Annotated in this window: 18 protein-coding genes; 1 reads left to right on the forward strand and 17 read right to left on the reverse strand. The window is 64.0% G+C overall.

Annotation, left to right across the window (positions count from 1 at the left end):
* Positions 1–354 precede the first annotated feature (354 nt).
* Positions 355–2,298 carry an alpha/beta hydrolase gene (locus PQR02_RS21660; protein WP_408235551.1) on the forward strand — a complete coding sequence of 648 codons (1,944 nt, stop codon included), beginning with the start codon at positions 355–357 and terminating at the stop codon, positions 2,296–2,298.
* A gap of 65 nt (positions 2,299–2,363) precedes the next feature.
* Here the strand turns inward: PQR02_RS21660 and PQR02_RS21665 are convergent, their stop codons facing one another.
* The 17 genes from PQR02_RS21665 to PQR02_RS21745 all read right to left on the reverse strand — a co-directional run bounded on the left by PQR02_RS21665 (position 2,364) and on the right by PQR02_RS21745 (position 25,122).
* On the reverse strand, positions 2,364–3,662 hold the full coding sequence (locus PQR02_RS21665) for an L-fuconate dehydratase (RefSeq protein WP_408235554.1): 1,299 nt from the start codon (positions 3,660–3,662) through the stop codon (positions 2,364–2,366).
* 207 nt (positions 3,663–3,869) lie between these two features.
* Positions 3,870–4,811: an ABC transporter substrate-binding protein gene (locus PQR02_RS21670; RefSeq protein WP_408235557.1), complete on the reverse strand. Its 942-nt coding sequence runs from the start codon at positions 4,809–4,811 to the stop codon at positions 3,870–3,872.
* Between the two features lie 87 nt (positions 4,812–4,898).
* Positions 4,899–5,924, reverse strand: coding sequence for an ABC transporter permease (locus PQR02_RS21675; protein WP_408235560.1), 1,026 nt, complete (start codon positions 5,922–5,924; stop codon positions 4,899–4,901).
* A gap of 14 nt (positions 5,925–5,938) precedes the next feature.
* Positions 5,939–7,453, reverse strand: coding sequence for a sugar ABC transporter ATP-binding protein (locus PQR02_RS21680; RefSeq protein WP_408235563.1), 1,515 nt, complete (start codon positions 7,451–7,453; stop codon positions 5,939–5,941).
* Between the two features lie 498 nt (positions 7,454–7,951).
* Entirely contained in the window at positions 7,952–9,559 is a 1,608-nt protein-coding gene (locus tag PQR02_RS21685; RefSeq protein ID WP_408235566.1) for an ABC transporter substrate-binding protein, read from the reverse strand.
* A gap of 119 nt (positions 9,560–9,678) precedes the next feature.
* Positions 9,679–10,110 carry a helix-turn-helix transcriptional regulator gene (locus PQR02_RS21690; RefSeq protein ID WP_408235569.1) on the reverse strand — a complete coding sequence of 144 codons (432 nt, stop codon included), beginning with the start codon at positions 10,108–10,110 and terminating at the stop codon, positions 9,679–9,681.
* Positions 10,111–10,121: 11 nt separating this feature from the next.
* Positions 10,122–11,276 carry an NAD(P)/FAD-dependent oxidoreductase gene (locus PQR02_RS21695; protein WP_408235572.1) on the reverse strand — a complete coding sequence of 385 codons (1,155 nt, stop codon included), beginning with the start codon at positions 11,274–11,276 and terminating at the stop codon, positions 10,122–10,124.
* Complete coding sequence (locus PQR02_RS21700; RefSeq protein WP_408235575.1) at positions 11,273–12,685, reverse strand: FAD/NAD(P)-dependent oxidoreductase; 1,413 nt, start codon at positions 12,683–12,685, stop codon at positions 11,273–11,275. The genes PQR02_RS21695 and PQR02_RS21700 overlap by 4 nt, the downstream gene beginning before the upstream one ends.
* Positions 12,667–12,975, reverse strand: a complete 309-nt coding sequence (locus PQR02_RS21705) for a (2Fe-2S)-binding protein (protein WP_408235578.1) — start codon at positions 12,973–12,975, stop codon at positions 12,667–12,669. The genes PQR02_RS21700 and PQR02_RS21705 overlap by 19 nt, the downstream gene beginning before the upstream one ends.
* A gap of 94 nt (positions 12,976–13,069) precedes the next feature.
* Positions 13,070–14,347, reverse strand: a complete 1,278-nt coding sequence (locus tag PQR02_RS21710; protein WP_408235679.1) for an NAD(P)/FAD-dependent oxidoreductase — start codon at positions 14,345–14,347, stop codon at positions 13,070–13,072.
* Positions 14,348–14,407: 60 nt separating this feature from the next.
* Positions 14,408–15,076, reverse strand: coding sequence for a haloacid dehalogenase type II (locus PQR02_RS21715; protein ID WP_408235581.1), 669 nt, complete (start codon positions 15,074–15,076; stop codon positions 14,408–14,410).
* 376 nt (positions 15,077–15,452) lie between these two features.
* Complete coding sequence (locus PQR02_RS21720) at positions 15,453–16,934, reverse strand: aldehyde dehydrogenase family protein (protein WP_408235584.1); 1,482 nt, start codon at positions 16,932–16,934, stop codon at positions 15,453–15,455.
* 97 nt (positions 16,935–17,031) lie between these two features.
* Positions 17,032–19,047 carry a hydantoinase B/oxoprolinase family protein gene (locus PQR02_RS21725; protein ID WP_408235587.1) on the reverse strand — a complete coding sequence of 672 codons (2,016 nt, stop codon included), beginning with the start codon at positions 19,045–19,047 and terminating at the stop codon, positions 17,032–17,034.
* Between the two features lie 19 nt (positions 19,048–19,066).
* Complete coding sequence (locus tag PQR02_RS21730) at positions 19,067–21,109, reverse strand: hydantoinase/oxoprolinase family protein (protein WP_408235590.1); 2,043 nt, start codon at positions 21,107–21,109, stop codon at positions 19,067–19,069.
* Positions 21,110–21,235: 126 nt separating this feature from the next.
* Positions 21,236–23,137: an ABC transporter ATP-binding protein gene (locus tag PQR02_RS21735; protein ID WP_408235593.1), complete on the reverse strand. Its 1,902-nt coding sequence runs from the start codon at positions 23,135–23,137 to the stop codon at positions 21,236–21,238.
* Positions 23,138–24,124: an ABC transporter permease gene (locus PQR02_RS21740; RefSeq protein ID WP_408235596.1), complete on the reverse strand. Its 987-nt coding sequence runs from the start codon at positions 24,122–24,124 to the stop codon at positions 23,138–23,140.
* 44 nt (positions 24,125–24,168) lie between these two features.
* On the reverse strand, positions 24,169–25,122 hold the full coding sequence (locus tag PQR02_RS21745; protein ID WP_408235599.1) for an ABC transporter permease: 954 nt from the start codon (positions 25,120–25,122) through the stop codon (positions 24,169–24,171).
* Positions 25,123–25,180: the final 58 nt, after the last annotated feature.

Genomic DNA, 25,180 nt, shown 5'->3' on the forward strand with positions numbered 1-25,180 from the left:
CGATTTCCTGATTTCGTTGCCGAACCGCGAAAGACTTCACACGCACATTGCGTGAGCTGTCGCCGTGGCGCCGGTCGAGTCCAATGCAAATTCCTCCCACGGCGCATAACTTTCGAATCCTTTTTGCACCGAAAGTACTTTTGGGAGAGAACGCGGTCGGCCCGGTGATCGAATGGATGCTTCTAACCCAAATGCCAGACTGCACTGAGCAAGCCGTCAGATTGGGCCAAACACGCGTGTTCCAGACGGCTAGGGGCTGGTCAATGTCACCGGGCCGCCATGTGCGCAAGCGCACGGACAGTCGCCCTGGGGGTATCGCCTAATGAGCCCACACTCTATGTCCAACAAAACAACATGACAAAGGCAACGGAACAGCTCTCCGAGGCGGCGATTGTGCGCAGCAGCGAGGAGAGGGAGACAAATCCGCCGGACTTCAAAATGCACCCCGTCGATTTCGGCGGCCATTTCGGCTGGCTGCACGAGCCGCTTCACGCCGTCCGCGGAAATGGCCGCACAGGCATCGTGCTCTGCAGTCCGCTCGGCCATGAAGCGCTATGGCTGCATCAGACCATGCGATCGCTGACCGACCACCTCGCGGCTCGGGGTTTCGCAGTACTGAGGTTCGACTATGCCGGCACCGGCGACTCGATCGATATCGGCGGACTCGTCGAACCGGGCCGCTGGGTGGACGAAGCCGTCGAGGCCGTGAGTTTCCTCAGGCGCGCGACAGGCGTCGAGCGTGTCGCGCTGATCGGCTTCCGCTTCGGTGCGACGGTGGCCGCGCAGGCCGCTCGCGCGGCATCGGTGGATGCCGTGGGGCTGATCGCGCCGGTGGTCGCCGGGCGGCAGTACGTGCGTGAAATGACCGCGCTGCACCGCACGTGGCTAAACACGGTGGCTCCCGACGTACGCAACGACGTAGCGCCCGCCGATGCGATCGACATGCTCGGACATCGCTTCAGCCGCGCCGCCATCGACGAGATTGCGACGCATGACTTGCGCCGGGCCGGCACGCCACCGGCGGCCAAACTGTTGATCGTGCACGCGGCCAGTCAGGGGGCGAGTCACGAGCTGGCGAACGTGTATGGCAAGCTGGGCGCTCAGGTCGATTCGCTGCCGTTCCCCGAATACGCGGAAGCGCTGCAGCCGTCGTGGCTGGCTGCGCTGCCCCAGGCAACGCTCGGTTGCGTCGAAGAATGGTTCGCCCGCGAGTTTGCGCAGTCCTCCGCGCCGTTGCCGCATGCCGCATCCGACGCGGCGATCCTCCCTTTCCCATCGCGACGGCCATGCGGTTCGATCGATTCGGGCGGTGTTACCGAAACACCGGTGCAGCTTGCCGGCGGACGTTTATTCGGAATCCTGTGCGAACCGGCGGAGCGTCGCGAGCGCGCGCCACTGGTCGTGATCGCCAACACGGCGACGACGCATCATGTCGGCGACGGCCGCTTCAACGTCGAACTCGCGCGTTCGCTGGCGCGCGCCGGCATCGCGTCATTGCGAGTCGACGCGCATGGCATCGGCGACAGCCCCGGCGCCCACACGGTCGTCAACCCGTCCCTGCTCAGCTACGAGCAACTCGCCGCCGATACATCGCTGGCCGTCGATTGGGCTGTCGACAGAGGGCATCCGCGCGTCGCCGTGTTCGGCATTTGCTCGGGCGCGTATCTGAGCCTTCAGGTCGCCACGAAAAATCCCGCCGTTTCGGCGATGCTGCTGGTCAACCTTCAGCGCTTCGAGTTTCCGGTGGGCTTCAGGATGTGCGACGCGCTCAAGATCGGCGCGGGCTCGACGCGTGCCCACTTCCGGGCAATGCTGCGTGTGCGCAAATGGGCGCAGGTTCTGCGCGGTGAGGTCGGCTTGCGGCCGGTGCTGCGCACGCTGACGCGCTATGCGATGGACGCCTTTGTCAGCAATGCCGCGGCTTTGGCCGGAGACGCGAACGGCAGGGCCGGGAATCGCGGCGCCCGCGCCCGGCGGCGAATGAAAGATCTCGACGCGCGGGGTGTGCGGGTCCGGCTGCTATTCAGCCCGCTGGATCGCGGGCTGGACGAGCTGCGCATGCACTTCGGCCCGGGCGGACGCCGGCTCAACAAGCTGGCGCACGCCAGCGCAATGGTGATCCCGAACATGGATCACGAAGTGTTGAACCCCGCCGCGCGGCAGCAGGTTGCCGCGTTGTGCGAAACGTTTTTCCATCAGGCATTCGCGGCCGCCAAAGCGGGCGGCGCGCCTCACGAAAAGGAAGCAAACGTTCGCGCACGCGGCCGACGGGGTTCATTCGATCCCGCGTCGTCGTGACGCTGCGCTGCTGAACGCGAAAGGCGCGCAGCGGGTCGCGAACCCACGGCCCGGCTCATGCGCTCTCACACCTGCCAGACTGGCCCATCGGGAAAGCTGTGCTGGTCGAGCGAGGCCGCATGCATTTCGATGCTGTAGCCCGGACGCTCCGGCGGCATATAACGGCCGTTACGGATCACGACCGGATCGACGAAGTGCTCATGCAGATGATCCACGTATTCGAGCACGCGGTTTTCCAGCGAAGCCGACACGCAGATATAGTCGAATAGCGAAATGTGCTGCACGTACTCGCACAAACCGACACCGCCCGCATGCGGACACACCGGCACGCCGAACTTCGCCGCCATCAGCAGCACGACGATCACTTCGTTCAGACCGCCGAGGCGGCAGCTATCCACCTGGCAGAAGTCGATCGCCTGCGCCTGCAGCAGTTGCTTGAACATCACGCGGTTGTGGCAATGCTCGCCGGTCGCCACGCCGATCGGCCGCAGGCGCTGGCGGATGGCCGCATGCCCGAGGATGTCGTCCGGGCTAGTGGGTTCCTCGATCCACCACGGATCGAATTCCGCGAGACGCCGCATGTTCGCAACCGCTTCATCGACGTCCCATACCTGGTTCGCGTCCATCATCAGCTTGCGGTCCGCGCCGATTTCCTCGCGCAGGATGCGCGCGCGCCGCACGTCTTCTTCGAGGTGGCCGCCCACTTTCTGCTTGAAGTGCGTCCAGCCCTGCGCGACGCCTTCACGCGCGAGCCGGCGAATCTTGTCGTCGTCGTAGCCGAGCCAGCCGGCCGATGTCGTGTAGGCCGGATAGCCGTGCGCGCGCATTTCCTTTTCGCGTTCACCGCGAGTCTTCGCGTGACGGTGCAGCAGCGCGATCGCTTCATGCGGCGTGATCGCATCGGTCACGTAGCGGAAGTCGAGGCAACGCACGAGTTCTTCCGGGCTCATGTCGACGAGCAGCTTCCACACCGGCTTGCCTTGCGCTTTGGCCCACAGGTCCCACACGGCATTCACGACGGCCGCCGTCGCCAGATGAATCGCGCCCTTGTCCGGGCCGATCCAGCGCAACTGGCTGTCGGATGTCAGCGCGCGCCAGAACACGCCCATGTTCGCGGCGATGTCCTCGAGCGTCTTGCCGACCACCAGCGGGGTCAGCGCCTGGGCCGCGCTCACGCAGATCTCGTTGCCCCGCCCGATCGTGAAGGTGAGGCCGTGGCCCGTGAGTGCGTCTGGCGAATCCGTTTCGAGCGTCACGTAGGTCGCGGAATAGTCCGGCGCGGCGTTCATCGCATCGGAGCCGTCGAGTGAACGCGAGGTCGGAAAGCGGATGTCCCGCACGGACAGCCTGGTGATCGTGGTCATCTGAACGCGCTCCTGGTCGGCAGCGATCGACTTCCGCCTGGCAGAAAAGGCGGACCGGTTTGTTGCGTTGCAACTGAACGGGCGCGCTGTGTTGGCCCGCACTGACCCGCGTTGGCCCGTATCGGCCTGTGTCGCCGCGAGTCGCGAACGAAAAGAAGAGGCAGCGTCGCGCGCCCCTCTTCTTCCATCATAGAGGCACGGCGATGGTCAATCGTAGAGCACGGCGGCGATCTTCGGGTCGGTCATGTTGGTCTTGTCGTACCAGAAGAAGCCCGTGTCGATTTTCTTGGGCAGCTTGCCGCCCTTCAACGCCGTCACCGCCGAGTCGACCACGCACTTGCCGATGCCGACCGGATTCTGCGTGATCGCGCCGAGCATCAACCCGGAAGTGATGTCCGCTTTCTGTTCCTTGCCGGAGTCGAAGCCGATCAGCACGAGTTTCTTGCCCGATTCCCTGACGCCGATCGCCGCGCCTTCGGCCGAGCCTTCATTGGCGCCGAAAATGCCCTTCAGGTTGGGATTGGCCTGAATCATCGCCTTGGCGATTTCCGCTGACTTCAGATGGTCGCCGCCGCCATACTGAACGGAGACGATCTTCACGTTCGGATGCTTCGCCTTCATCTGGTTCACGAAGCCGTCGCGGCGGTCAATCCCGGTGCGGCTGGTCTGATCATGGACGATCACGCCGACTTCGCCGGAATTGCCGATCGCCTCGGCCATTTTGTCGGCGGCTAGCGCGGCGGCGGCAAGATTGTCGGTCGAGCAGGTGGTCAGCGGAATGTCGCTGTCCACGCCGGAGTCGAACGCGATGACCGGCATCTTGGCGGCCTGCGCGCGTTTCAGAAGCGGAATCGCCGCCTTGCTGTCGAGCGCGGCGATGCCGAGCGCCTGCGGCTTCTTGGCGAGGGCGGCCGACAGCATGTCGATCTGCTTATCGACCATCGCCTCGGTTTCGGGCCCCTCGAACGTGATCCTCACACTGTGTTCCTTCGCCGATTGCTCGGCGCCGGATTTGACGGCCTGCCAGAACTGATGCTGGAAGCCCTTCGAAATGAGCGGGATATAGACGTCATCCGCATACGCCAGATTCGCCCCGCCAACGAGTGCGCCCAAGCCGACCACGACACCGACTATTCTTTTATTCAACATGGAATTTCTCCTCCTAAGGTGGACCAGCAACCTACAGTCGTTGGGAAACCTTGTGGCGCTCCCCGTTTTAATGATGTCGGCGCGGCGTCAGCCCCTTCTACGCCGCAGAATGTCGGCATAGACCGCGAGAATGATGATGAGGCCCGTCACCACGATCTGCCATTCCTGTGCGACGGACATGATACGCAGGCCATTGGTCAGCACGCTCATGATGAACGCGCCGATGATCGTGCCGAGAATCGTGCCCGAGCCGCCGCTGAGCGACGTGCCCCCGATCACCACGGCGGCAATCGCTTCGAGTTCGTAGCCCTGGCCGAGCGCCGGCTGGGCCGAATTCAGGCGCGACGCGATCAGCAGCCCGGCGACGCCGCAGATGGCTCCGCTCAGCCCGTAAATGGCGATCTTCCAGCGATCGACATTGACGCCGGACAGGCGCACGGCTTCCTCGTTGCTGCCGAGCGCGAAGGTATAGCGCCCAAGCGCCGTGCGATTGAGCGTGATCGAACTCGCCACCGCGAGGAAAAACAGAATCAGGACCGCGTTCGGAATGGGCAGGCTCGGCACGACATAGCCGATCAGTGAATCCTGCGAGATCCGATAGAAGTTTTCGGTGTCGGTGAAATAGATCGGCTTGTCGGCCGACACGACGAGCGAGAGCCCTTTGAGCAGCATCATCATGCCCAACGTGGCGATGAACGGCGGTATTTTCATCTTCGCCGTGAGGGTGCCCGAAATGGTCCCGCAAATTGCGCCCGTGCCGATCGCGGCGAGCACGCCGATCCACATCGGCAAATGCCAGAACGTGAGGAACACGCCGCAGATCACCGCCGTGAAGGTCATCAGCGTGCCGACCGACAAGTCGATGCCGCCGGTGATGATCACGAACGTGCAGGCAATCGCGAGCACGCCGTTGACCGCCGTCGCCTGCAAAATGCCGAGCATGTTGTCCATCTGCATGAACGCCGGCGAAGCGAAGCTGAAAAAGATCAGCAGCAGGATCAGGCTCGCAAAGGCGAGCAGCTTTTGCAGCGCGGTCGGCGAAAAGACGCGCGCTCTCAGAGCCGCGGAGCGTCCCTGTCTCGCAAGCGCCGAACTATCCGTAGGCAATGTCATATCGATCTCTCGGCTCACGCCGCCGCTTTCAGGGTTTCACGCCGGGTCGCCAGATGCATGATGCGCTCCTGGGTCGCTTCTTTGGCTGACAGTTCGCCGGTAATCCGGCCCTCGCACATTACGATCACGCGATCGCTCATGCGCAGGATTTCCGGCAATTCCGACGAGATCATCACGACCGCCTTGCCTTCGTCGGCGAGCGTGCGCAATAGCTTGTAGATTTCGTTCTTCGCGCCGACGTCGATACCGCGCGTCGGTTCGTCGAAAAAGAGCACGTCGCAATCGCGCTCCAGCCACTTCGCAATCACGATCTTCTGCTGGTTGCCGCCCGACAGAAGCCGCACCTGCTGGGTGGCGGAGGGCGTGCGAATGGCGAGCAGGCTGATGAAATGGCTGGCGGTGCGGCGGATTTGCGCGCGGCGTAAAACGAACTTGAACGCGAGAAACTTGCGCAGGTTGGACATGACGATGTTCGATTCGACGTCCATGCCGGTCGCGAGACCATAGCGTTTGCGGTCTTCGGACAGATAGCCGATGCCGCGCGCCACCGCGTCGCTCGGCGTTCGGATCGCCGCCTTCACGCCTTTCACGACGATTTCGCCCGATTCGATCGGATCGGCGCCGAACACCGCTCGCGCGACCTCGGTACGCCCCGCTCCCATCAAGCCCGCAAAGCCCAGAATCTCGCCCTTGTGCAGCGCGAAGCTCACGTCCCTGACGAGCGGACCGGCATTCAGATTCCTGACTTCGAGCGCGACCTCGCCCTTGTCCGCAGTGCTGTGGGAAGGCGCGACATCGGTCAAGGTTCGCCCGACCATCATGCCGATGACCGCCTCGACACTGGTGTCCTGGGCGGCGACGGTGGCCACATATTCGCCGTCGCGCATCACGGTGACGCGGTCGGCAATCTGCTTGAGCTCATCCATCTTGTGTGAGATGTAGATGATGCCGACGCCCCGGCTCTTCAGCTCGCGGATGATGCGAAACAGCTCGGCGATCTCGGCGTCGTTGAGCGCCGAGGTGGGCTCATCCATGATCAGCACGCGCGAATCGAACGACAACGCCTTGGCGATCTCGACCATCTGCTGCCGCGCGACGGTGAGCGCGCCCACGACGGCGCGCGGGTCGATAGCCACATGCATGCGGGCGAGAATGTCGCGCGCCTGCGCATTGAGCTTGTCTTCGTCGAGGAACAGGCCGAGACGCCCGCGGGGCTCGCGGCCGATGAAGATATTCTGCGCGACGGTGAGATGGTTCATCAGGTGCAGCTCCTGATGAATGATGCCGACGCCGACGGCCTGCGCGTCGCGCGGGCTCTCGAACTCGACCGGCTTGCCTTCGTAGAGGATTTCCCCGGAGTCGCGGGTGTAGACACCGGCGAGGATCTTCATCAGCGTCGACTTGCCGGCGCCGTTCTCGCCCATCAGCGCGTGGACTTCCCCGGCCATGAGCTCGAACTGGACTTCATGCAGCGCCCTGACGCCGGGAAAGCTCTTGTTGAGCCTTTTGACGGAAATGAGCGGGGTCACGGCGCGGATCGGGTGACAAATGCGCGGCCGCCGCGGGCCTCATTGCGCGAGGCTGACGGCAAGGACGCGAGGCGCCGCGAGGCTTTGTGACGGTAATCGCAAAGAGAAACCAGACGCATTGCTGGACCCCGAAAACCGATGTGCCACGATTTTACGACGCGGGGGAGTGGTGGCTCAAGTGCAGGCATTCCCCAGTGTCGGGGAGAGACTGGGGTGTCCCTGCCTAAGAGATCCGAGAAAAGAAGCAATAAACTCGAAAAGCACCGCGGCACACACAAAACAATAGAACCGGAAATCGAAAGGAAAATGAAGGAGTTACGCGCTATTAGCTCCTATTGAAATTGCGCGTGATGTCCGTCAAACCGAAGATTACCCATTATTTGAATTCCGCCCAGCCACGTCAAAGTTCGCTGATGTTAATTATGCAAAACGAAGCTGAGCGGCTAACTACATTCGTGCAAAGTCCCGAACGTCAAGCATAGTCGGACCCGTGATGCGCTACGCGCTCCACCACACGTTTTCCGCAAACGAAAACCCCATCATGCCGCCTGTCGGAATCGCGCCGAGTCCCTTCACCCTCACGTCATAACCATCGAGCAGACTCAGAAACGCAGGAATGCCGATTCCACCTTCGTTGCTGACGATGGTCTGCATATCCGCATATATCTGCTTGCGTTTGGCATCGTCGGTCTCGGCGCGCGCGGCGAGCAGCAACTGGTCGAACTGCGCACTTTTCCAGCCGGACTCGTTCCACGGGGCGTCGGACTTGAAAAACTGCGTGAACAGCACGTCAGCACTGGGGCGCGGATTGATGCTGCCAAATCCGAGTGGATGCTTCATCCAGTGGTTCGACCAGTAACCGTCGGTCGGAACCCGGTTCACCGCCAGGTCCACGCCTATCTTCTGTGCGCTCTGCTGCATCAGGACGGCCATTTCAATCGAGCCGTTGGCGGCCGTGGTGGCGAAGATCGGCGGAACCGCCGTACCCACGGCGCCGGCCTTCTGTAAATGAAACTTTGCGCGGTCCAGGTCGTACGGCCGTTGCGGCAGTCCCGCGAAGAAGTATCGATGCGATGGTGGAATCGGCTGATCGTTGCCGACCACGGCATAGCCGCGAAACACCGAACTCCTGATCTGCTCGCGGTCGAACAGGTATTTCATGCCCTGCACGAAATCCGGATTGCCGGTGAGCGGATTGTCGCGGCGCATGATCAGATCCGTGTACAGACCGGACTTCGTCTCCTGGATCGCGTAGCCGGGAGTCGACGCGACGCGCTGCGTGGCGCGCGGATCGACGGCCGCGATCAGATGCACATCGCCCGACAGCAACGCGTTCACGCGTGCAGCATCGTCGCTGATGCCGATCAACTCCACTTCATCCAGATACGGTTTGCCCGGTCTCCAGTAGCTGGCGTTGCGTGCTCCCACGGTCGTGACGCCCGGCTTGAAGGTCTTGAGCTTGAAGGGCCCCGTGCCCACCGCAGTGGAAAAATCGGTGACGCCGTTCTTGACGATCACGAGTTGTGGCGTGGCGAGGATCGATGGCAGGTCGGCGTTGGGCTGGGTGAGCGTGATCTGGATTTCGTTGGGACCGGTCGCCTTGATGTCCTCGAACTGATCGGCTACCGACTTCACTTTCGAACCTGTCGCCGGATTCTTGTGCCGCATCAACGAGTACACGACGTCGGCGGCATCGAGCGCCTTGCCGTCGTGGAACGTCACACCCTTGCGCAATTTGATGACCCAGACCTTCGCATCGCTACTGGTGAACGACTCGGCCAGCGCGGGTTGCGGTGTCAGGCTGGCGTCGAACTGCGTGAGCCCGCTATAGAACATGAAGAAGCGGATGTAGTCAGTGCCGGTCGAGCCCTTGGCCGGATCGAGCGTGTCCGCGGTCGAGCTTGCGTCGTACGCGGCACGAATCCTACCGCCCTTCTTCGGCGTGTCGGCAAAGGCGCTCGAGGCCCCCGCCAGCATCCCGCCCGCACCGGTGGCGAGCATGCCGCCCGCCGCCAATACCCGCATCATGTCACGACGGCTAAAGCCGCCCGGTTTGGTTTCGTCGCTCACGGTGCCAGCTCCTTGATCAAAGTGGAACAAATCCATTTCTACCCGGCGGTGGCCGGACAGCGTCGAAGTCTGGCGCCATGCACGTCAAGGCCGCCAAGCCCGTCAAATCCCAGCGATAGCGACGCGCGCGTGAAGCACACGGCCCGTTCGCTTCGTCAGGCCGAAGGACGCACGACGTAGTCGCCAGGCGTCACGCCAACGGTCCGCCTGAAGTGACGGCCCAGATGACTTTGATCGAAGAAACCGACTTCAGTCGCCACGACGGATGGCGGCGTCCCATGACGCAGCAAGCGTTGCGCATGCCGGACACGCACGAGACAGAGGTAGCGATGCGGCGAGATGCCCACTTCCTGCCTGAACAGCGTCGCGAAGCGCGAAACGCTCAGTTCGGCGAGCGCGGCGAGCATCGCAAGGCTCACGGGCTGCGCGAAAGACGTTTCTATAAACGCGACCGCCCGCTCGACGGCGCGCGAAGTCGTACGCCGCAGATCGGACGTGGCCGTCGAAGCCGGCACCGGAACAACCGGTGCAAACATCGTCGGGGTCGCCGGCAATTCTCCCGCCGCATCATCGAGCTTCTTCGCCATAGACTCACCTGTCAGGCCGCGACCGGGACCGTGCTCGCCGTCGCGCCGAAACGCTGGATCGCGAACGGATCGATCGGCGTACTGGTCGCGCCCGTGTCGATCAGTTCGGCCATCACGTCGCCGACGCCGGGACCCAACTGGAAGCCGTGACCGCAAAAACCGAACGCGTAATACAGCCCGTCGACCTTGCCACTGCGCCCCATGATCGGACGATCGTCGGGCATATAACCTTCAACGCCGCTCCACACGCGAATGATGTTCAGCCGCGTCAACGCAGGTGCGAGCCGCGCCATCTGTCTGAATTGCAGTAACGTGCTTTCCGGCAACACTTTCGCGCGCCGCTCGTCGAGATAGGCAGGGCCGCGTGCACATCCGCCGATCACGATATTGCCGCGCTCCACCTGCCGGAAATACAGCACTTCCTCGATGAACGGCGACGACACGCCGACCACCGGACCGATTGCATAAGGCATCGGCTCGGTCACGGCCATTTGAGGTCCGTGAATGGCGATCGGCACCGGCTCGCCGAATTGCGCGCTCAACTGACTGCCCCACGCGCCTGCGGTAATCAGCAGGTTCGGCGCGCAGAAGGTTCGGCCGTCGGTGCTGGTCGCGCGAAACAGATCGCCGTCTTTTTCGACGGTGGCGATTTCGGTGTTCTCTTCGATGCGGGTTCCGGCGCGCGCCGCGGCGCGTCCGAAAGCGGGCGCGGCAAGACGCGGATTCGCGTGGCCGTCCTGCACCGAATGCGACGCGGACAACACTTCGTCACCGAGAAACGGAAACTTCGCGCGCATCTGCGCGCCGCGATACAGATCGAGCTTGAGCCCGTATTGCGCCGCTTCGCGCGCATAGATTTCGAACGCGTCGTCCTGTTCCTGCCGGTAGCACACGCGGACATGACCGGACTTCAGAAATTCGGCGCTATGACCGATCAGTTCGGGCAACTTGCCCCAGATCTCGCGCGACCGGTTCGCAAGCGGCAATTGCGGCAGAAAGCGTCCTTGCCGGCGTACGTTGCCGAAGTTTGTGCCGCTCGCCTGCTGACCGACGAGGCCGCGTTCGAGCAACACCACCGAGCGGCCTCGCTGGCGCAAGAAAAACGCTGCGGCAACACCCATGAATCCGCCGCCGACAACCACCACATCCGCATCGATCCGGCTCATTGTTCCCCCGCTATCTCAGTGGATTCAGGCGTCACCATGCTCACCGGAATAGTCGAAATCGCAAACGGCTTGACCGGCGCCTGGCCGCGCAGCCGGCCAACCTTGTCGAGCGGCACGCCGGCTGCGGCGGCAATGACTTCGGCTGCCGCATGGCCGCAATAGCGCCCCTGGCACCGTCCCATGCCGACGCGGCTGAACGCCTTCGCGCGATTCGCTTCACGCGCGCCTTCTTCGAGCGTCACGCGGCGCAACTCGCCCACGCTGATGCCTTCGCAACGGCACACGATCGTGTCGTCCGACAAACGTGCGGCATGTTGCGCGGGCCACGGAAACGCTTCGGCAAGACCAGCGCGAAAGCGGTCCATCTTCGCGCGCTCGCGCGTCAACGCGTCGACGCGCGCCGCATCGACCGTGCGTCCGAGATCTTTCAACACCGCCAGCGCCGCGAGCGCGCCGGCCGCTTCCGCACCATCGGCGCCGAGCACGCGCACGCCATCGCCGGCGAGATAGACCGTCTTGACCGAACTACGGCCCATCTCGTCGAGTTGCGGCAACCATTGATGCGTCGACGCATCGAAGGTGAACGCGCAGCCGGCCAGATCCGCGAGTTGCGTCTCCGGACGCAGGTGATAGCCGAGCGCGACGGCATCGCATGCGATCCGCTGCACGGTGCCGCTCGAATCCCGGTAACTGACGCCTTCGACGCCACGCTGGTCGTCACCGTGAATCTCCACGGGCTCGATGCCGCTGACAATCTTGACGCCGCCTTTCTTCAACGACTTCACCAGCGTCGCGCCCTTGCGCAATACGTCCAGCCGCGCAAGCAGCTTCGGCAACGCGCGCACGCGCTTGCTGAACGGCGACGTATCGAGCACTGCCGCGACCTTCGCACCTGCTTGCACGTACTGGTTCGCTACCAGATAAAGCAGCGGCCCCGAGCCCATGAACACCACGTTGCCGCCGATCGCACACGCTTGCGCCTTCAGTGCGATCTGCGACGCGCCAAGGCTGTATGTGCCGGCGAATTGCCAGCCTCTGACGGGCATCAGACGATCGGTTGCGCCGGGGCAAAGAATCAACGCGTCGTACGCATGGTCGCTTGCGAGGCCGTCGCGCGCGGTATAGAGCTTGCCGCCCGCGATGTTCCAGGCGAGCGTTTCGGGCGAGTACTCGACGTTCGCGCGCAACGCTTCGAAGCTGTCGTGCAGACTTTTCGCGCGCGCCGCTTCGGTGCCATAGAGCTTGCTGTACGGACGCGAAAACTGTTCCGGCTGCCGACGATAGATCTGTCCGCCGTCGCGCCGTCCTTCGTCGACGATCATCGGGCGGATGCCCGCCGCGACCAGGGTCTCGGCGCAGCGCACGCCTGCCGGCCCCGCGCCGACCACGATCACACGAGGTTGGGCCATGACACCTCCGGCTGGCGGGTGACGATATCGAGGTCCGCGTTGACCGGCGTGGTACAGGCGCGCACGCGCTGACCGTCGGCGGTCCAGACCCAACAGTCCTGACACGCGCCCATCAGGCAGAAACCGGCGCGCATTTCGGGACCGAACTCGGAATGACGAACGTGATCCCCATTGCAGAGCATCGCGACCAGCAGCGTGTCGCCTTCAAGACCGGCGACCACTTCGCCGTCGACCCTGAACGACACCGCGCGGCGCCCCGTCTCGGCGAGCCGGACGAATCTCGACTTCATGCGCATGACTCCTGTTGCACGCCGCCAACGCGGCGTCGATCGAAAGTGGCAACGGCGGCGAACACCGTCAGCGGAGCTATCAAAAGTGGCTTCATCAATGCAGCCTGTCCTGCACGCGGTAATACGCGCCGACCAGCGGCAGGAACCACGCATGTCCGAAATGCCCAGGTATGGCGGGCCAATCGAGTTCGCGCCACGGATTCACCGCAGCCGAACCGTACAGCACGTCGGCCATCACGCGGCCCATATGGACCGACATCTGCACACCGTGACCGCTATAGCCCATCGAATAGAACAGGCCTTCATGCTGGCCGGCGCGCGGCAGCCGGTCAGCCGTGATATCGACCAGACCGCCCCAGCAATAATCGAGGCGTACGCTGGCGAGTTCGGGAAAGTAGGCCGCCATGCCCGCGCGCAAAATCTCGCCGCTCTTGCTATCGGACTTCGGGCTCGACATCGCGAACCGCGCCCGTCCGCCGAACAGCAAACGGTTGTCCGGCGTCACGCGAAAATAGTTGCCGATATGCCGCGTCGTCACATACGCGCGGCGTGCCGGGAACAGACGATCGAGCTGGGCTGTGGGCAAGGGCTCCGTCACGACGATAAAGCTGCCGACCGGCGCAATTCGGCGACGGAACCACTGGAACGGTCCCAATTGCGACGCGCCGGTCGCGACCAGCACGCGATCCGCGCGGATCGTGCCGCGTGCCGATGTGATCGCGTATCGCTCGCCGTCGAGTTGCTTCATCTGCGTGACAGCGGCGTGTTCGAAAATCCGTGCGCCGTTGCGCACCGCCGCCTGCGCGAGTCCGACGCCGAACTTGCCCATATGCATCTGCGCGCCGTTACGCTGCACCAGGCCGCCGAAGAAACCGTCCGAACCGATTTCGTCGCGAATCCGTTCCGGCGTGATCAGCTCGATGTTCTGATCGACCTCGCGACGCAACACCTCGTAGGTCTCTTTGAGGCCCGCGAAATGCTGCGGCTTCGCGGCGAGCTTGAGCTTGCCGCTGCGCACGAAATCGCAGTCGATGCCGTGCGTGCTGACGATCGAATCGACGGTCGCCACCGCGCTTTCATACGCACGATAGAACGCCTTCGCCTGCGGCGCGCCGATCTTCGCCGCCAGCGACGCGTAGTCGTGCGCAAGACCGGTGTTGCATTGACCACCATTGCGACCGGACGCTTCGCCGGCAATCTGCCCGGCTTCGAGCACGATCACCCGGACGCCGCGCGACGCCAGTTCGAGCGCCGCCGACAAGCCCGTAAAACCACCACCGATCACGACCACGTCGGCGCGCCCCTCCACCGGCCCTTCGCAGCCTTCGCGAAAGGCCGGACGCGTGTCCAGCCAGTACGATTCGAGCTTCATCAGATCCTTTTCAGCGAGATTCACGTGTTGCGCGAGGCGCACGGCGCGGTTCGAAGCCGTTTAAAGACCCACGACACCGGCGAGACCGCCGATATCCTTGATCTCGGTGTACCCGTAATACGGCGTGGACGGTTCGTGACCACGCGCGACGAACACCTTGTTTTTGATGCCGATGTCGTTCGCGGACATCAGGTCATAACGCAGGCTCGACGATACATGCAGAATGTCTTCCGGGCCGCAGCCGAGGTTGTCCAGCATGTATTCGAACGCTTGCAGACGCGGCTTGTACGCCTGCGCCATCTGCGCGGTGAAGACCTTGTGAAACGGCGCGCCAAGCTTGTCGACGTTGCTCTGAATCTGATCGTTCGACGCATTCGACAGGACCACCAGCGGGATTTCCTTCGCGACCTTCGACAGCCCTTCCGGCACATCCGCATGCGGACCCCAGGTCGGCACGGCGTCATAGAACTTCTGTGCCTCGGCATCGTTGTATTCGATGTTCCAGCGCTTGAGCGTGCGGCGCACCGCGTTCTTGACGACGTCCTGATACGGCTTCCATGCGCCGAGCACTTCGTCCAGGCGATAGGCGGCGAAGTCCTTGACGAACTGCTCCAACTGCCCGGCCGGGACGCGGTCCGAGAACAGTTCGCGCGCCATGTCGCCCATACGGAAGCGCGTCAGCGTGCCATAGCAGTCGAAGGTGATGTATTTGGGCTTGAAGCGGGTCATGTCTTTATCCTGTGATCAGCGAAGGGTGAGCCGGGGCCGGGTCGGAAACGGGCGCGACCACGCGCAGTGCTCGCGCCATTGCAAGCGGGTGTCGCGGCGCATCGTCGAGACGATGCGCCAGCAGAACGCCGTGGTATTTCGCGCTCTCGCGGCGTCGTCTGCTGAGACAAATTAAAGCACCGCAAAAAAGCCCCGTTGCCTTGTATTGGCGGCCCCGAGGCACAGAATCCACCGTTTTTGGCGGCTTGCGCAGCACAACATGCGGCGTGTTTTCGACGCGGCTTCGCCGGTCTCGAAACGCACACGGCCGCGTCTGCGAGGACGCGGCCGTGAGGGCGGGGCGGCTGTGGCGGCCGCTTCGACGATCGGTCGCGCGCTATGCGCCGTCGCTGATATCGATCAGCACGCTCTTGAAACGCAGATTCGCTTCATAGGCCTGGCGACCGAGATCCTTGCCGATGCCCGAGCTTTTATAGCCGCCGGTAGGGATCACAAAATCGGCGGTGCGGCCGTAGCGGTTGATCCACACGGTGCCGGCTTCGATACCGCGCATCATCCGTAACGCGCGGCTCAGGTCCGACGTATGGACGCCCGCCGCCAGTCCGTACTTCTCATGGGATGCGAGCGCGAGTGCTTCATCCTCATCATCGAACGTCTGCACGGTCAGCACCGGCCCGAAGATTTCTTCGCGCACGGCTTCCGAATCCGCCGTCACGCCGGTCAGTATGGTCGGGGCGTAGAACGCGCCGTCGCCGTTCAGCGCAATGCGTGCGCCGCCCGTCGCCGCCTGTGCGCCGCTCTGCAGTGTGCGCTTGACGATGCCGTCGATCCGCTGCAACTGCGGCAACGAAATGATCGGCGGCAGCGTCGTGCCTGCTGCCCAGGTCGCGCCCGGTTTCAGCGCGGCGAAGGCCGTCGAGACACCATCGATCAGGCGCGCCGCCGCGCTGCGCTCGACAATCAGCCGCGATCCGGCCACGCACACTTGTCCCGCGTTGCCCGCAATCCCCGCCGCCACGCGCCGCGCAACACGGTCGAGATCCGGCGCGTCGGCGAACACGAGTTGCGGGCTCTTGCCGCCCAGTTCGAGCGTGACCGGCTTGGTGCCAGTCTGCGCGCACGCGCTCATGATTGCCGCGCCGGTCTGACTGGAACCGGTGAACGTGACTTTCGAGATCTTCGGATGGCGGCACAGCGCGTCGCCAGTCGTGCGTCCGTCGCCTTGCACGACGTTGAAAATGCCCGGCGGAATGCCCGCCTCGACCGCGAGTTCGGCCAGCCGCAACACGGAAAACGGCGTCAATTCCGAAGGCTTCAGCACCACGGCATTACCCGCCGCCAACGCCGGCGCAACCTTCCACGATGCCATCACCAGTGGAAAATTCCATGGTGCGATCGCAGCGATCACGCCATACGGCTCAGCGACAGTCATGCCCAGATGATCGGGCCGGGTCGCGGCAACTTCACCGCCGATCCGATCCGCGTACTCGCTGTAGAAACGGATGCCTTCCGCCGTGAACGGCACATCCCAGCGCGCGGCATCGGCGATCGGGCGGGTCGAACCGAGCGCTTCGAGCGGCGCGAGCGTCTCGACGTCGGCTTCGATCAGCTCCGCCCAGCGACGCATCACACGCGCCCGCTCGCGCGGCGCACGACGCGCCCAGTCGCCAGTCTTGAACGCGCGCCACGCGTCTTCCACCGCATGATCCACGAGCGTTGCATCCGCTACCGGCAGCGCCGCGTAAGCCATGCCGTCGGACGGCCGCGCGACGTCGATGACGCCCGCGCCCTCCAGATACTGTCCGCCGATGAAATGCGCACTGCGCACAGTGACGCGAGAAGGATCGAAGTTGTTCATCCTGGTCGTTTCCAAGGTCAATCTGATGACAAGGGCGGCGCCCTGCGAACGCGATCGCGCCGCAGAGGGCCCCCGCTTTAAACGCGGACCACAAGGGTTAAGCCGCCGCAGTCAGTTGCGGATAGTTCGCGACAAGCTCCGCGAACAACACGTGGACGATAGCCGGGCTGCCGTCCGCGCAAGCTTGTGGCTGCGCTGCGATCCGCGCATCCAGCGCCTCGAAAATGCGATGCTTGATGAAGTAGCGCCACTGCACCGGGACACCGGCCAGCAGCGATGTCAGCGCGGCGTAGCGTTCACGGGTCCACTTCGCTTCGAACGCATCGCGGTGCGGGCCAAACGAGAATGCGGGCGCCGCCTGTCCTGCGAGCCGCGCGCGAGTTTCGTCGCGCAGCCGCGCGGTTTGCGCGGCGTCGAGTGCCAGTTGCTCGCCGGTCAGCACGACGCCGTACACGTCACGCGCTTCGTCGAGCGTGACATAGCCGCGCAACACGTCTTCGCGGACCTTCGCCGCCTCGCGATCGACAGGAAGGCCGTAGCCGCCCGCACCTGCCCCGACCAGCCGGATCACGTCGCCCGGCACGCAGACCACCAGGTCGTTGTTATCCAGTTCCTCGGCGTTCGGCATGCCGGGGTTGCGCGTGAAACGCGCGTTCGCGCCCGCATGACCGCCGCGCACGCCCCACGACGCGAAGCGCGTCCGGTCCCGGTTGCGCGCCGTGACCAGCGTGTTCGGCGAGAACACCTTGAACTCCATCACGAGACCTTGTCCGCCGCGATACTGTCCGGCCCCGCCCGATCCCGGCGCGACGCCGTAGCGCGTAATGCGAATCGGCACTTCGGCCTCGTTGATTTCGACCGGCGTGTTGCGCAGGAATGCGTTGTTCGCGCCGGAGCCGTCTTCGCCGTCGTCCGACGGGCTGCCCCCCGCACCGCCGCCGATCGGTCCGATCGAGGCCATCACCGTCGCCCCCTGCGGGTTCATCGTCTTGACGCTGAGAATCGACAGGCCGCCTGCCGGACACGCGGCGAGACGATCCGGCACCGCTTGCGCGAACGCGCCGAAGGTCAGCAGATGCAGTAGCTTGCAAGTCAGACTGCGCATGCCGACCGCCGCCGGCTTCACCGCATTGACGACCGTCCCTTCGGGCAAGATGCAACGCGCGACGCGCAACATGCCTGTGTTTAGCAGGATGTCCGGGTTAAGCGTGTACAGCACGTACACGAGGCCGACCAGCGCCAGCGCATGCCGCTCGCGTCCGCCGGTCGGCATGTTCAGCGACGATTGCAATTGCGGATCGCTGCCGGTGTAATCCATCTCGACCGACCCGTCCCGGATGCGCGCCGTCAGCGCGACACGCATCGGCTTGCCGCGCACCGAGTCTTCGTCCGCATACTCCGCGAAGAAATAATCGCCATCCGGAATGCTGCGCAACACCGTGCGAGCCTGTTCTTCCGAGTAGTCGAGCAACGCGCCCATGCCGGCCTTGAAGCCGTCGATGCCGAAGCGTTCGATGATTTCCAGCACGCGGCGCTCGCCGGTATGCAGCGACGCCAGTTGCGCGCGAAAGTCGCCGAGATTCTGATCGGGTACGCGGACGTTGGCCGCCATGATCTTCAGGATCGATTCGTCGACGACGCCCGCCCGCACGATCTTGCACGGCGGGAAACGGATGCCTTCCTGTTCGATCTCGGTCAGCGTGCGGGACAGCGACGCGGGTACCGCCCCGCCCATATCGGTATTGTGAATATGGCCGCCGACGAAACACACGATCTCGCCACCATGGAACACCGGTTTCCAGATCACGATATCGGGCGTATGCGTTGCGACGAAGCCGCTGTACGCGTCGTTCGTCATGCACACATCGCCGGGCTCGTAGTCGTCGATCATCGCGATCACCGGGCTGTAATCGAGCCCGACATACCAGGTCGCGCCCAGCGTCTTCGGCGACGCGAAGGTGAGCCCTTCGGGCGTCATGATCGCGCACGAGAAGTCCTCGGTTTCCTTGACGAACGTCGAGTGCGCGGTACGCACCAGCGTGTACGCCATACTCTCGGCCGCAGCCACGCAATAGTTCGCGAAAATCTGCAGCACTGCCCTGTCGAATTGCATTGCGATGCTCCGTACGAAATCAGTTGACGTTCGTGAACACGAGGTTGCCGTAGGCATCGACGCGGCCGCGATAATCCGGCAGCACGCTGGTCGTGCAATCGTCCTGCGCGATCACCGCGGGGCCGTCGAGTTGCTGGCCCGCTTTCAGGTCTTTGCGGTGATACAGGCCGGCATCGTGGAACGCGCCGTCCATGAACACTCGAATCGTGCCGGCAGGCGTCGGCGCTTGCGTGCCGCTTTCGATCGGCTGCAGGACGGGCTTCGGCGTGGCCGCGGTGATGACAAGACGTAGTGCGACGACCTGCATTCTTGCGGAAACGTCGCGGTGTCCATACAGCCGCTCATGCTCGCGATGGAACGCTTCCTCGAGCGGCGCGAGATCGTTGCCGGTAAGCCAGGGCATCTGCAACGGCGTATCGATTTCGAACGACTGGCCCTTGTAGCGCATCTCCGCGGAAATCGCGACCGTCGCGTTCGACGCATCGCCGATCTGGCCAGTCATCCACTCGCGCGCCGCGTCGTCGAGACCGCGCACATCGTCGCCGAGCTTCGCCAGCGACGCCGCGTCGAGGTCGTAGTAGGTGGTTTTGACGAAGTCGTTACGCGTATCCGCAATCAACCCGCCGAGCGCGCTCAATACGCCCGGCGCCATCGGCACGAGGATGTTGTCCATGCCGATCGCGCGCGCAAAGTAGCAAGCGAGCATCGGACCCGCGCCGCCGAACGGTAGCAGCGAAAACGCGCGCGGGTCGATCCCGAAACGCGACACGATGCGGCTCACGCCCGCATACATGCCCGACACCGCCACGTTGACGATCGCTTCGGCGGTCTTGTACACGTCCGAGCCGAGCCGGTGCGCAAGAACTTCCACCGCCCGATGCGCGGCGTCGTGATCGACCTTCACCGAGTTATAACCGAGGCTCGCATTGCCGATCACGCCGAGCACGACGAAGGCATCGGTGATCGTTGCGCGCGTGCCGCCGCGTCCGTAGCAGACCGGGCCGGGGTTGGATCCGGCGCTTTCGGGACCGACTTTCAGCACGCCGAAGTCGTCGACCCATGCGATCGAACCGCCGCCATCGCCGATCGACGACACCGACACCGACGGAATATGAATCTGGAAATCGCCGATATATTCACCGCTCGCGTATTGCGGCTCGCCATCGACGATCAGCGCGACATCGGCGGTCGTGCCGCCGATGTCGAGACTCATGCACTGCTTCAACCCGCTTTGCCGCGCGACATACGCCGCACCGATCACGCCCGACGCCGTACCCGACAGAATCATCTGCACGCAGTTGGTCTTGCCGGCTTCCGCGCTCATCACGCCGCCGTTCGATTTGGTGACCTTCATGTCCGCGGTGATGCCGGTTTCGACCAACGCGCGTTGCAGTGACGTCAGATAGTGCGACACCTTCGGTTGCACATATCCGCCGATCACCGCCGTCGACGTGCGTTCGTATTCGCGGATGATCGGCCACACGTCGCTCGAACACGACACGAAAAAGCCCGGCATTTCGGCTTCGATGATCGCTTTCACCGCGTGCTCGTGCTCCGGGTTGCGATATGCGTGCAGCAGCGAGACGACCACCCCTTCGCATCCCGCGCGGCGCAGCTGGTCGCAGGCGTCGAGCACGCTCGCCTTGTCGAGGGGTGTTTCGACACTGCCCTGCGCCGTCAACCGTTCGACGACGCCGAACACGCGTTCGCGCGGCACCAGCGGCGCGGGCCGCTTCGACAGCAGGTTGTACATGTCCGGGCCTTTGAGCCGCGCGATATCGAGCACGTCCTCGAAGTTGCGCGTCGTGATCAGCCCGAGCCGCAGGCCCTTGCGCTGCACGACCGCGTTGACGCCGACGGTCGTGCCGTGCGTGAAATAAGCGACGTCCTTCGGCGCGATGCCGTAACGCTCGGCAAGCTGTTCCATGCCGCGCAGCACTTCGCTGCCCGGACTATCGGGCCGCGAAAACACCTTCAGCGTTTTCAGCTCGCCTGTCGCGTCGTTCAGTACGGCAAAATCGGCAAACGATCCGCCGATATCCACCCCGATTCTCATGCCCATGAAAAGTCCCTTGACGTTGGTCCCGAAAGCCTGGACGAGCGCTTTCCGCCGGACGACCGGAAGCACACCCCGGGGCCATGCCTCGGGGTCCGTGTTTTGCAAATCGAAATTTCGAAAAGGCGTTCGCTAGGCGCGCTCGACCTGCGCGAATGCGAATGCCTCGTGCGGTGTCTGAAAGCTCAGCAAGTCGGCCTCGCTGCGATGGCACAACACCTGCGCGCCGTTTTCCAACGTGCGAATCGACGGCGCCGCGTGGTTGCACAGGCCGTCGACCCGCATCGCGCAGCGGTCGAGAAACGTGCACAACTCGGGGTTGTCGGCGGACGGTCCGATCGGCGCGAGCGGCTGATGACAGCGCTCGCTCGCTTCGTCGAGCCAACCGGCGCGCAGCTCGGGCGCGGACGACACCAGCAGGTGCGAATAAGGATGGAACGGCGGCGCGCACAACGCTTCGCGGTTGCCAGTCTCCACGCGATGGCCCGCGTACAGCACGACGATGTCGTCGCTGATTGCGCGGACCTTCGCGATATCGTGCGTAATGAACACATACGACACGCCGAGCTTGCGTTGAAGATCGCGCAGCAGATCGAGAATCGCCGCGCCGACCACGGTATCCAACGCCGACGTGACTTCGTCGCAGAGAATCAGATCGGGCTCGGCCGCGAGCGCGCGCGCGAGATTGACGCGCTGCTTCTGCCCGCCGGACAACTCGGACGTCGAACGCGACGCGACCGACGCGGGCAGCTTCACCAGTTCCAGCAGTTCGGCCACGCGCGCCTTCGCTTTTGCGCCTTTGATGCCGTGATAGAACGCGAGTGGACGGGCCAGCGTGCGTTCGACCGTATGCACCGGGTTCAGCGCGGTATCGGCGTTCTGGAACACGATCTGGATGCGCCGGAACTGCTCCTTGGTGCGCTTGTCCAGATTGCCGGCGAGCGGCTCGCCGTCGAGCAGCAGACTGCCGCCCGACGACGGCACCAGACCGGCGATCACCTTCGCGAGCGTGGTCTTGCCCGACCCGGACTCGCCGATCACGCCCACCGTCTGAGCGCGCCCAATCCGCAAATCGACGTCGTTCAGGATCACTTTCGCGGGCCAGCCCTTCGCGTCCTTGCGGCCATAACCGGCCACCACGCGACGCACTTCGAGCAGCGGCGTGTCCGACTCGCGCCGCGCCTGCGGCGATTGCCCGGAGATCGGCGCGGCTTCATCGGCACGGCATGCGGCGCTGTCCGGCGTTACCGCGGCGATGAGGCTTTGGGTATAAGGATGCGCCGGTGCATGCAGGATCTGTTCGGTTACGCCGGCCTCGCGGATCTGGCCGTCGCTCAATACGAGAATCCGGTCCGCCATCTGTGCGACGACCGCGAGATCGTGCGACACGTAGACGGCCGTCATGCCGAATTCCTTGATCACGCGCCTGAAGGCCTGCAAGACATCGATCTGCGTCGTGACGTCGAGCGCGGTGGTCGGCTCATCGAGAATCACCAGTTCGGGGTCGGTGATCAGCGCCATCGCCGCCATCAGACGCTGCAACTGACCGCCCGACACCTGATGCGGATAGCGCTTGCCGATCTTTTCCGGCTCCGGCAACGCCAGCGCGCGAAACAGTTCGACCGCCTTTGCCTGCGCGGCGGCCTTTGACAGCGTGCCGTGAATCAGCGCGCTTTCGATCACCTGATCGAGAATCGCACGCGCCGGGTTGAAGGCCGCCGCCGCGCTCTGCGCGATATACGCGACCTTGCGTCCGCGCAAGCCCTCAAGCCCTTTCGCCGACAGCGACCGCACATCGGTCCCGCCGACGTGGATCATGCCGCCGGAAATCCGGCAACCGCTGCGCGCATGTCCCATCAGCGAAAGCGCGATGGTCGTCTTGCCCGAGCCGGATTCGCCGATCAGCGCCAGCACCTCGCCGCGCGCCACGTCGAAATCGATGCCGTGCACGATGATCGTATCCGGTTCGCCCGGACGGCTGCCGACCACGCGCAGGCCACGCACTTCGACCAGATTGTCTGCATTGGTGCTCATTCAATGATCTCCAGCGATGCGTGCCGCGACTTTACGGCGGCCGCGGTGCGGCAGTCCGTCGATCAGCAGGTTCACGCCGACCGTCAGGATGGCGATGGCCAGCGCGGGCATGATGACGACCGGCGCGCCGTCGCCGAGACCGGCGATGTTCTCGCGGACCAGCGAGCCGAGATCGGCATACGGCGGTTGCACGCCTAGACCGAGGAAGCTGAGCCCGCTCAGCAGCAACACGACGAACGTGAAGCGCAAGCCGGTATCGGTCAGCATAGGATGCAGCATGTTCGGCAGCATTTCGACGCACGCGATATACAGTGCGCTTTCGCCGCGCGCCCGCGACACCTGCACGTATTCGAGCTGGCTGATGTTGACCGCCAGCGAGCGCGCGATCCGGTACGAGCCGGGCATATAGCTGATCGCCGCAACCAGCACGAGCAGCGTCAGCGAAGAACCGAACGCCGCGACGACCATCAGCGCGAACATCTTCGACGGGATCGACGTGAGCGCATCGAGCAGGCGGCTCATCGTTTCATCGACGACGCGGCCCGCCACCGCGGCCAGCAGTCCGAGCGTGGTGCCGGTGATAGCCGCAAGCAAGGCCGCGGCCAGCGACAGCAGCACGGTCAGCCGCGTGCCGTAGACGATCCGGCTCAGCATGTCGCGGCCCAGGTAGTCGGAGCCGAACGGCAGCTTCGCGCTGAATGGGGCGAACACGTCCGGCGTCAGGATCGTGCCGACCTGATGCGGCGCGAGCCACGGTGCGAAAGCGGCGACGAACAGCGCGAGACAGACCATGCAGAAGCCGATCCAGCCGCCTTTGGACAGACCCATGCGCGCCGCCAGTGAACGGCGTCTGCGTTGCGGCGCACCCGACGGCGCCGTCGGCGTGCCGCCGGACGGTTGCGAAGGCTGCGAGGGTTCGGGCTGCTGAGGCCGATCCGCGCCGGGCGGCGACGCGTGGCTGCGCGTGACCAGATCGTAATGGTTCATGAGCGGCTCCTACTGCGGATGCGGTGAAAACGGGCGGTTGACGTTCATGTGCGCAATCTCGGGTTCGAGAGGATCGCGCAGAGATCGGCCAGAAAGACGAGCACCAGATAGCCGAGGCAAAACAGCAGTGTGCAAGCCTGGACCAGCGGAAAATCACGGTTCGCTACGGCGTCGACCATCAGACGGGCAAGTCCCGGGTAGTTGAAAATCGTCTCGACGACGATCACGCCGCCCAGCAGATACGACAGACTCAACGCGATGGCATTCGCAATCGGGCCGATCGCGTTCGGCAAGGCGTGACGCAATACGACGCGCGCCGGGCTCGCGCCCTTGAGCACCGCCATTTCGACATACGACGAACCGAGCTGCTCGATCACCGCGGCGCGCGTCATCCGCGCCATCTGTGCAATCACGACGGCGCACAAGGTCAGCACCGGCATCGCATAGGCCCGCAGGAACTGGTTGAAATTATCAATCTCGCCGCTATACGACAGCGCGGACAGCCAGTGCAGCTTGACGGCCAGCACCAGCACGGCAACCGTCGCGATCAGGAATTCGGGCGTGGCAACCAGCGACAGCGTGCCCAGACTAACGATCCGGTCGATCAGCGTATCGCGCCTGACTGCCGCCAGAATGCCGCACGACACCGCGATCGGCACCGACACGGCGGTCGTGATCGCGGCGAGCGTCAGCGAATTCGGCAGACGGCCCTCGATCAGTTCCGTCACCGGCATGTTGTTCGACAGCGACAGGCCGAAGTTGCCATGCACCAGACCGACGAGCCAGTTCAGGTAGCGCAGGTAAGGCGGTTGATCGAGACCGAACTGCTGACGCAAGGCGGCCACCGTTTCGGGCGTTGCCGACTGGCCGAGCGCAGCCTGCGCGGCGTCGCCGGGCAGCAGATTGGTGATCAGGAAAATGATGATCGACACGATCAGCAGCGTGAGCGCGGTGACCGCAACGCGCCGGCCTATCAGTGCGGCTATGTTCTGGTTCATCGTCCAGATCTCCTCAGGGTGACATCGCGCAAACCGGCGCGTGGGGACGCGTGCCGGT

Origin of the sequence: Paraburkholderia sediminicola (assembly GCF_046026895.1) — a bacterium.
Lineage (GTDB): Bacteria > Pseudomonadota > Gammaproteobacteria > Burkholderiales > Burkholderiaceae > Paraburkholderia > Paraburkholderia sediminicola_C.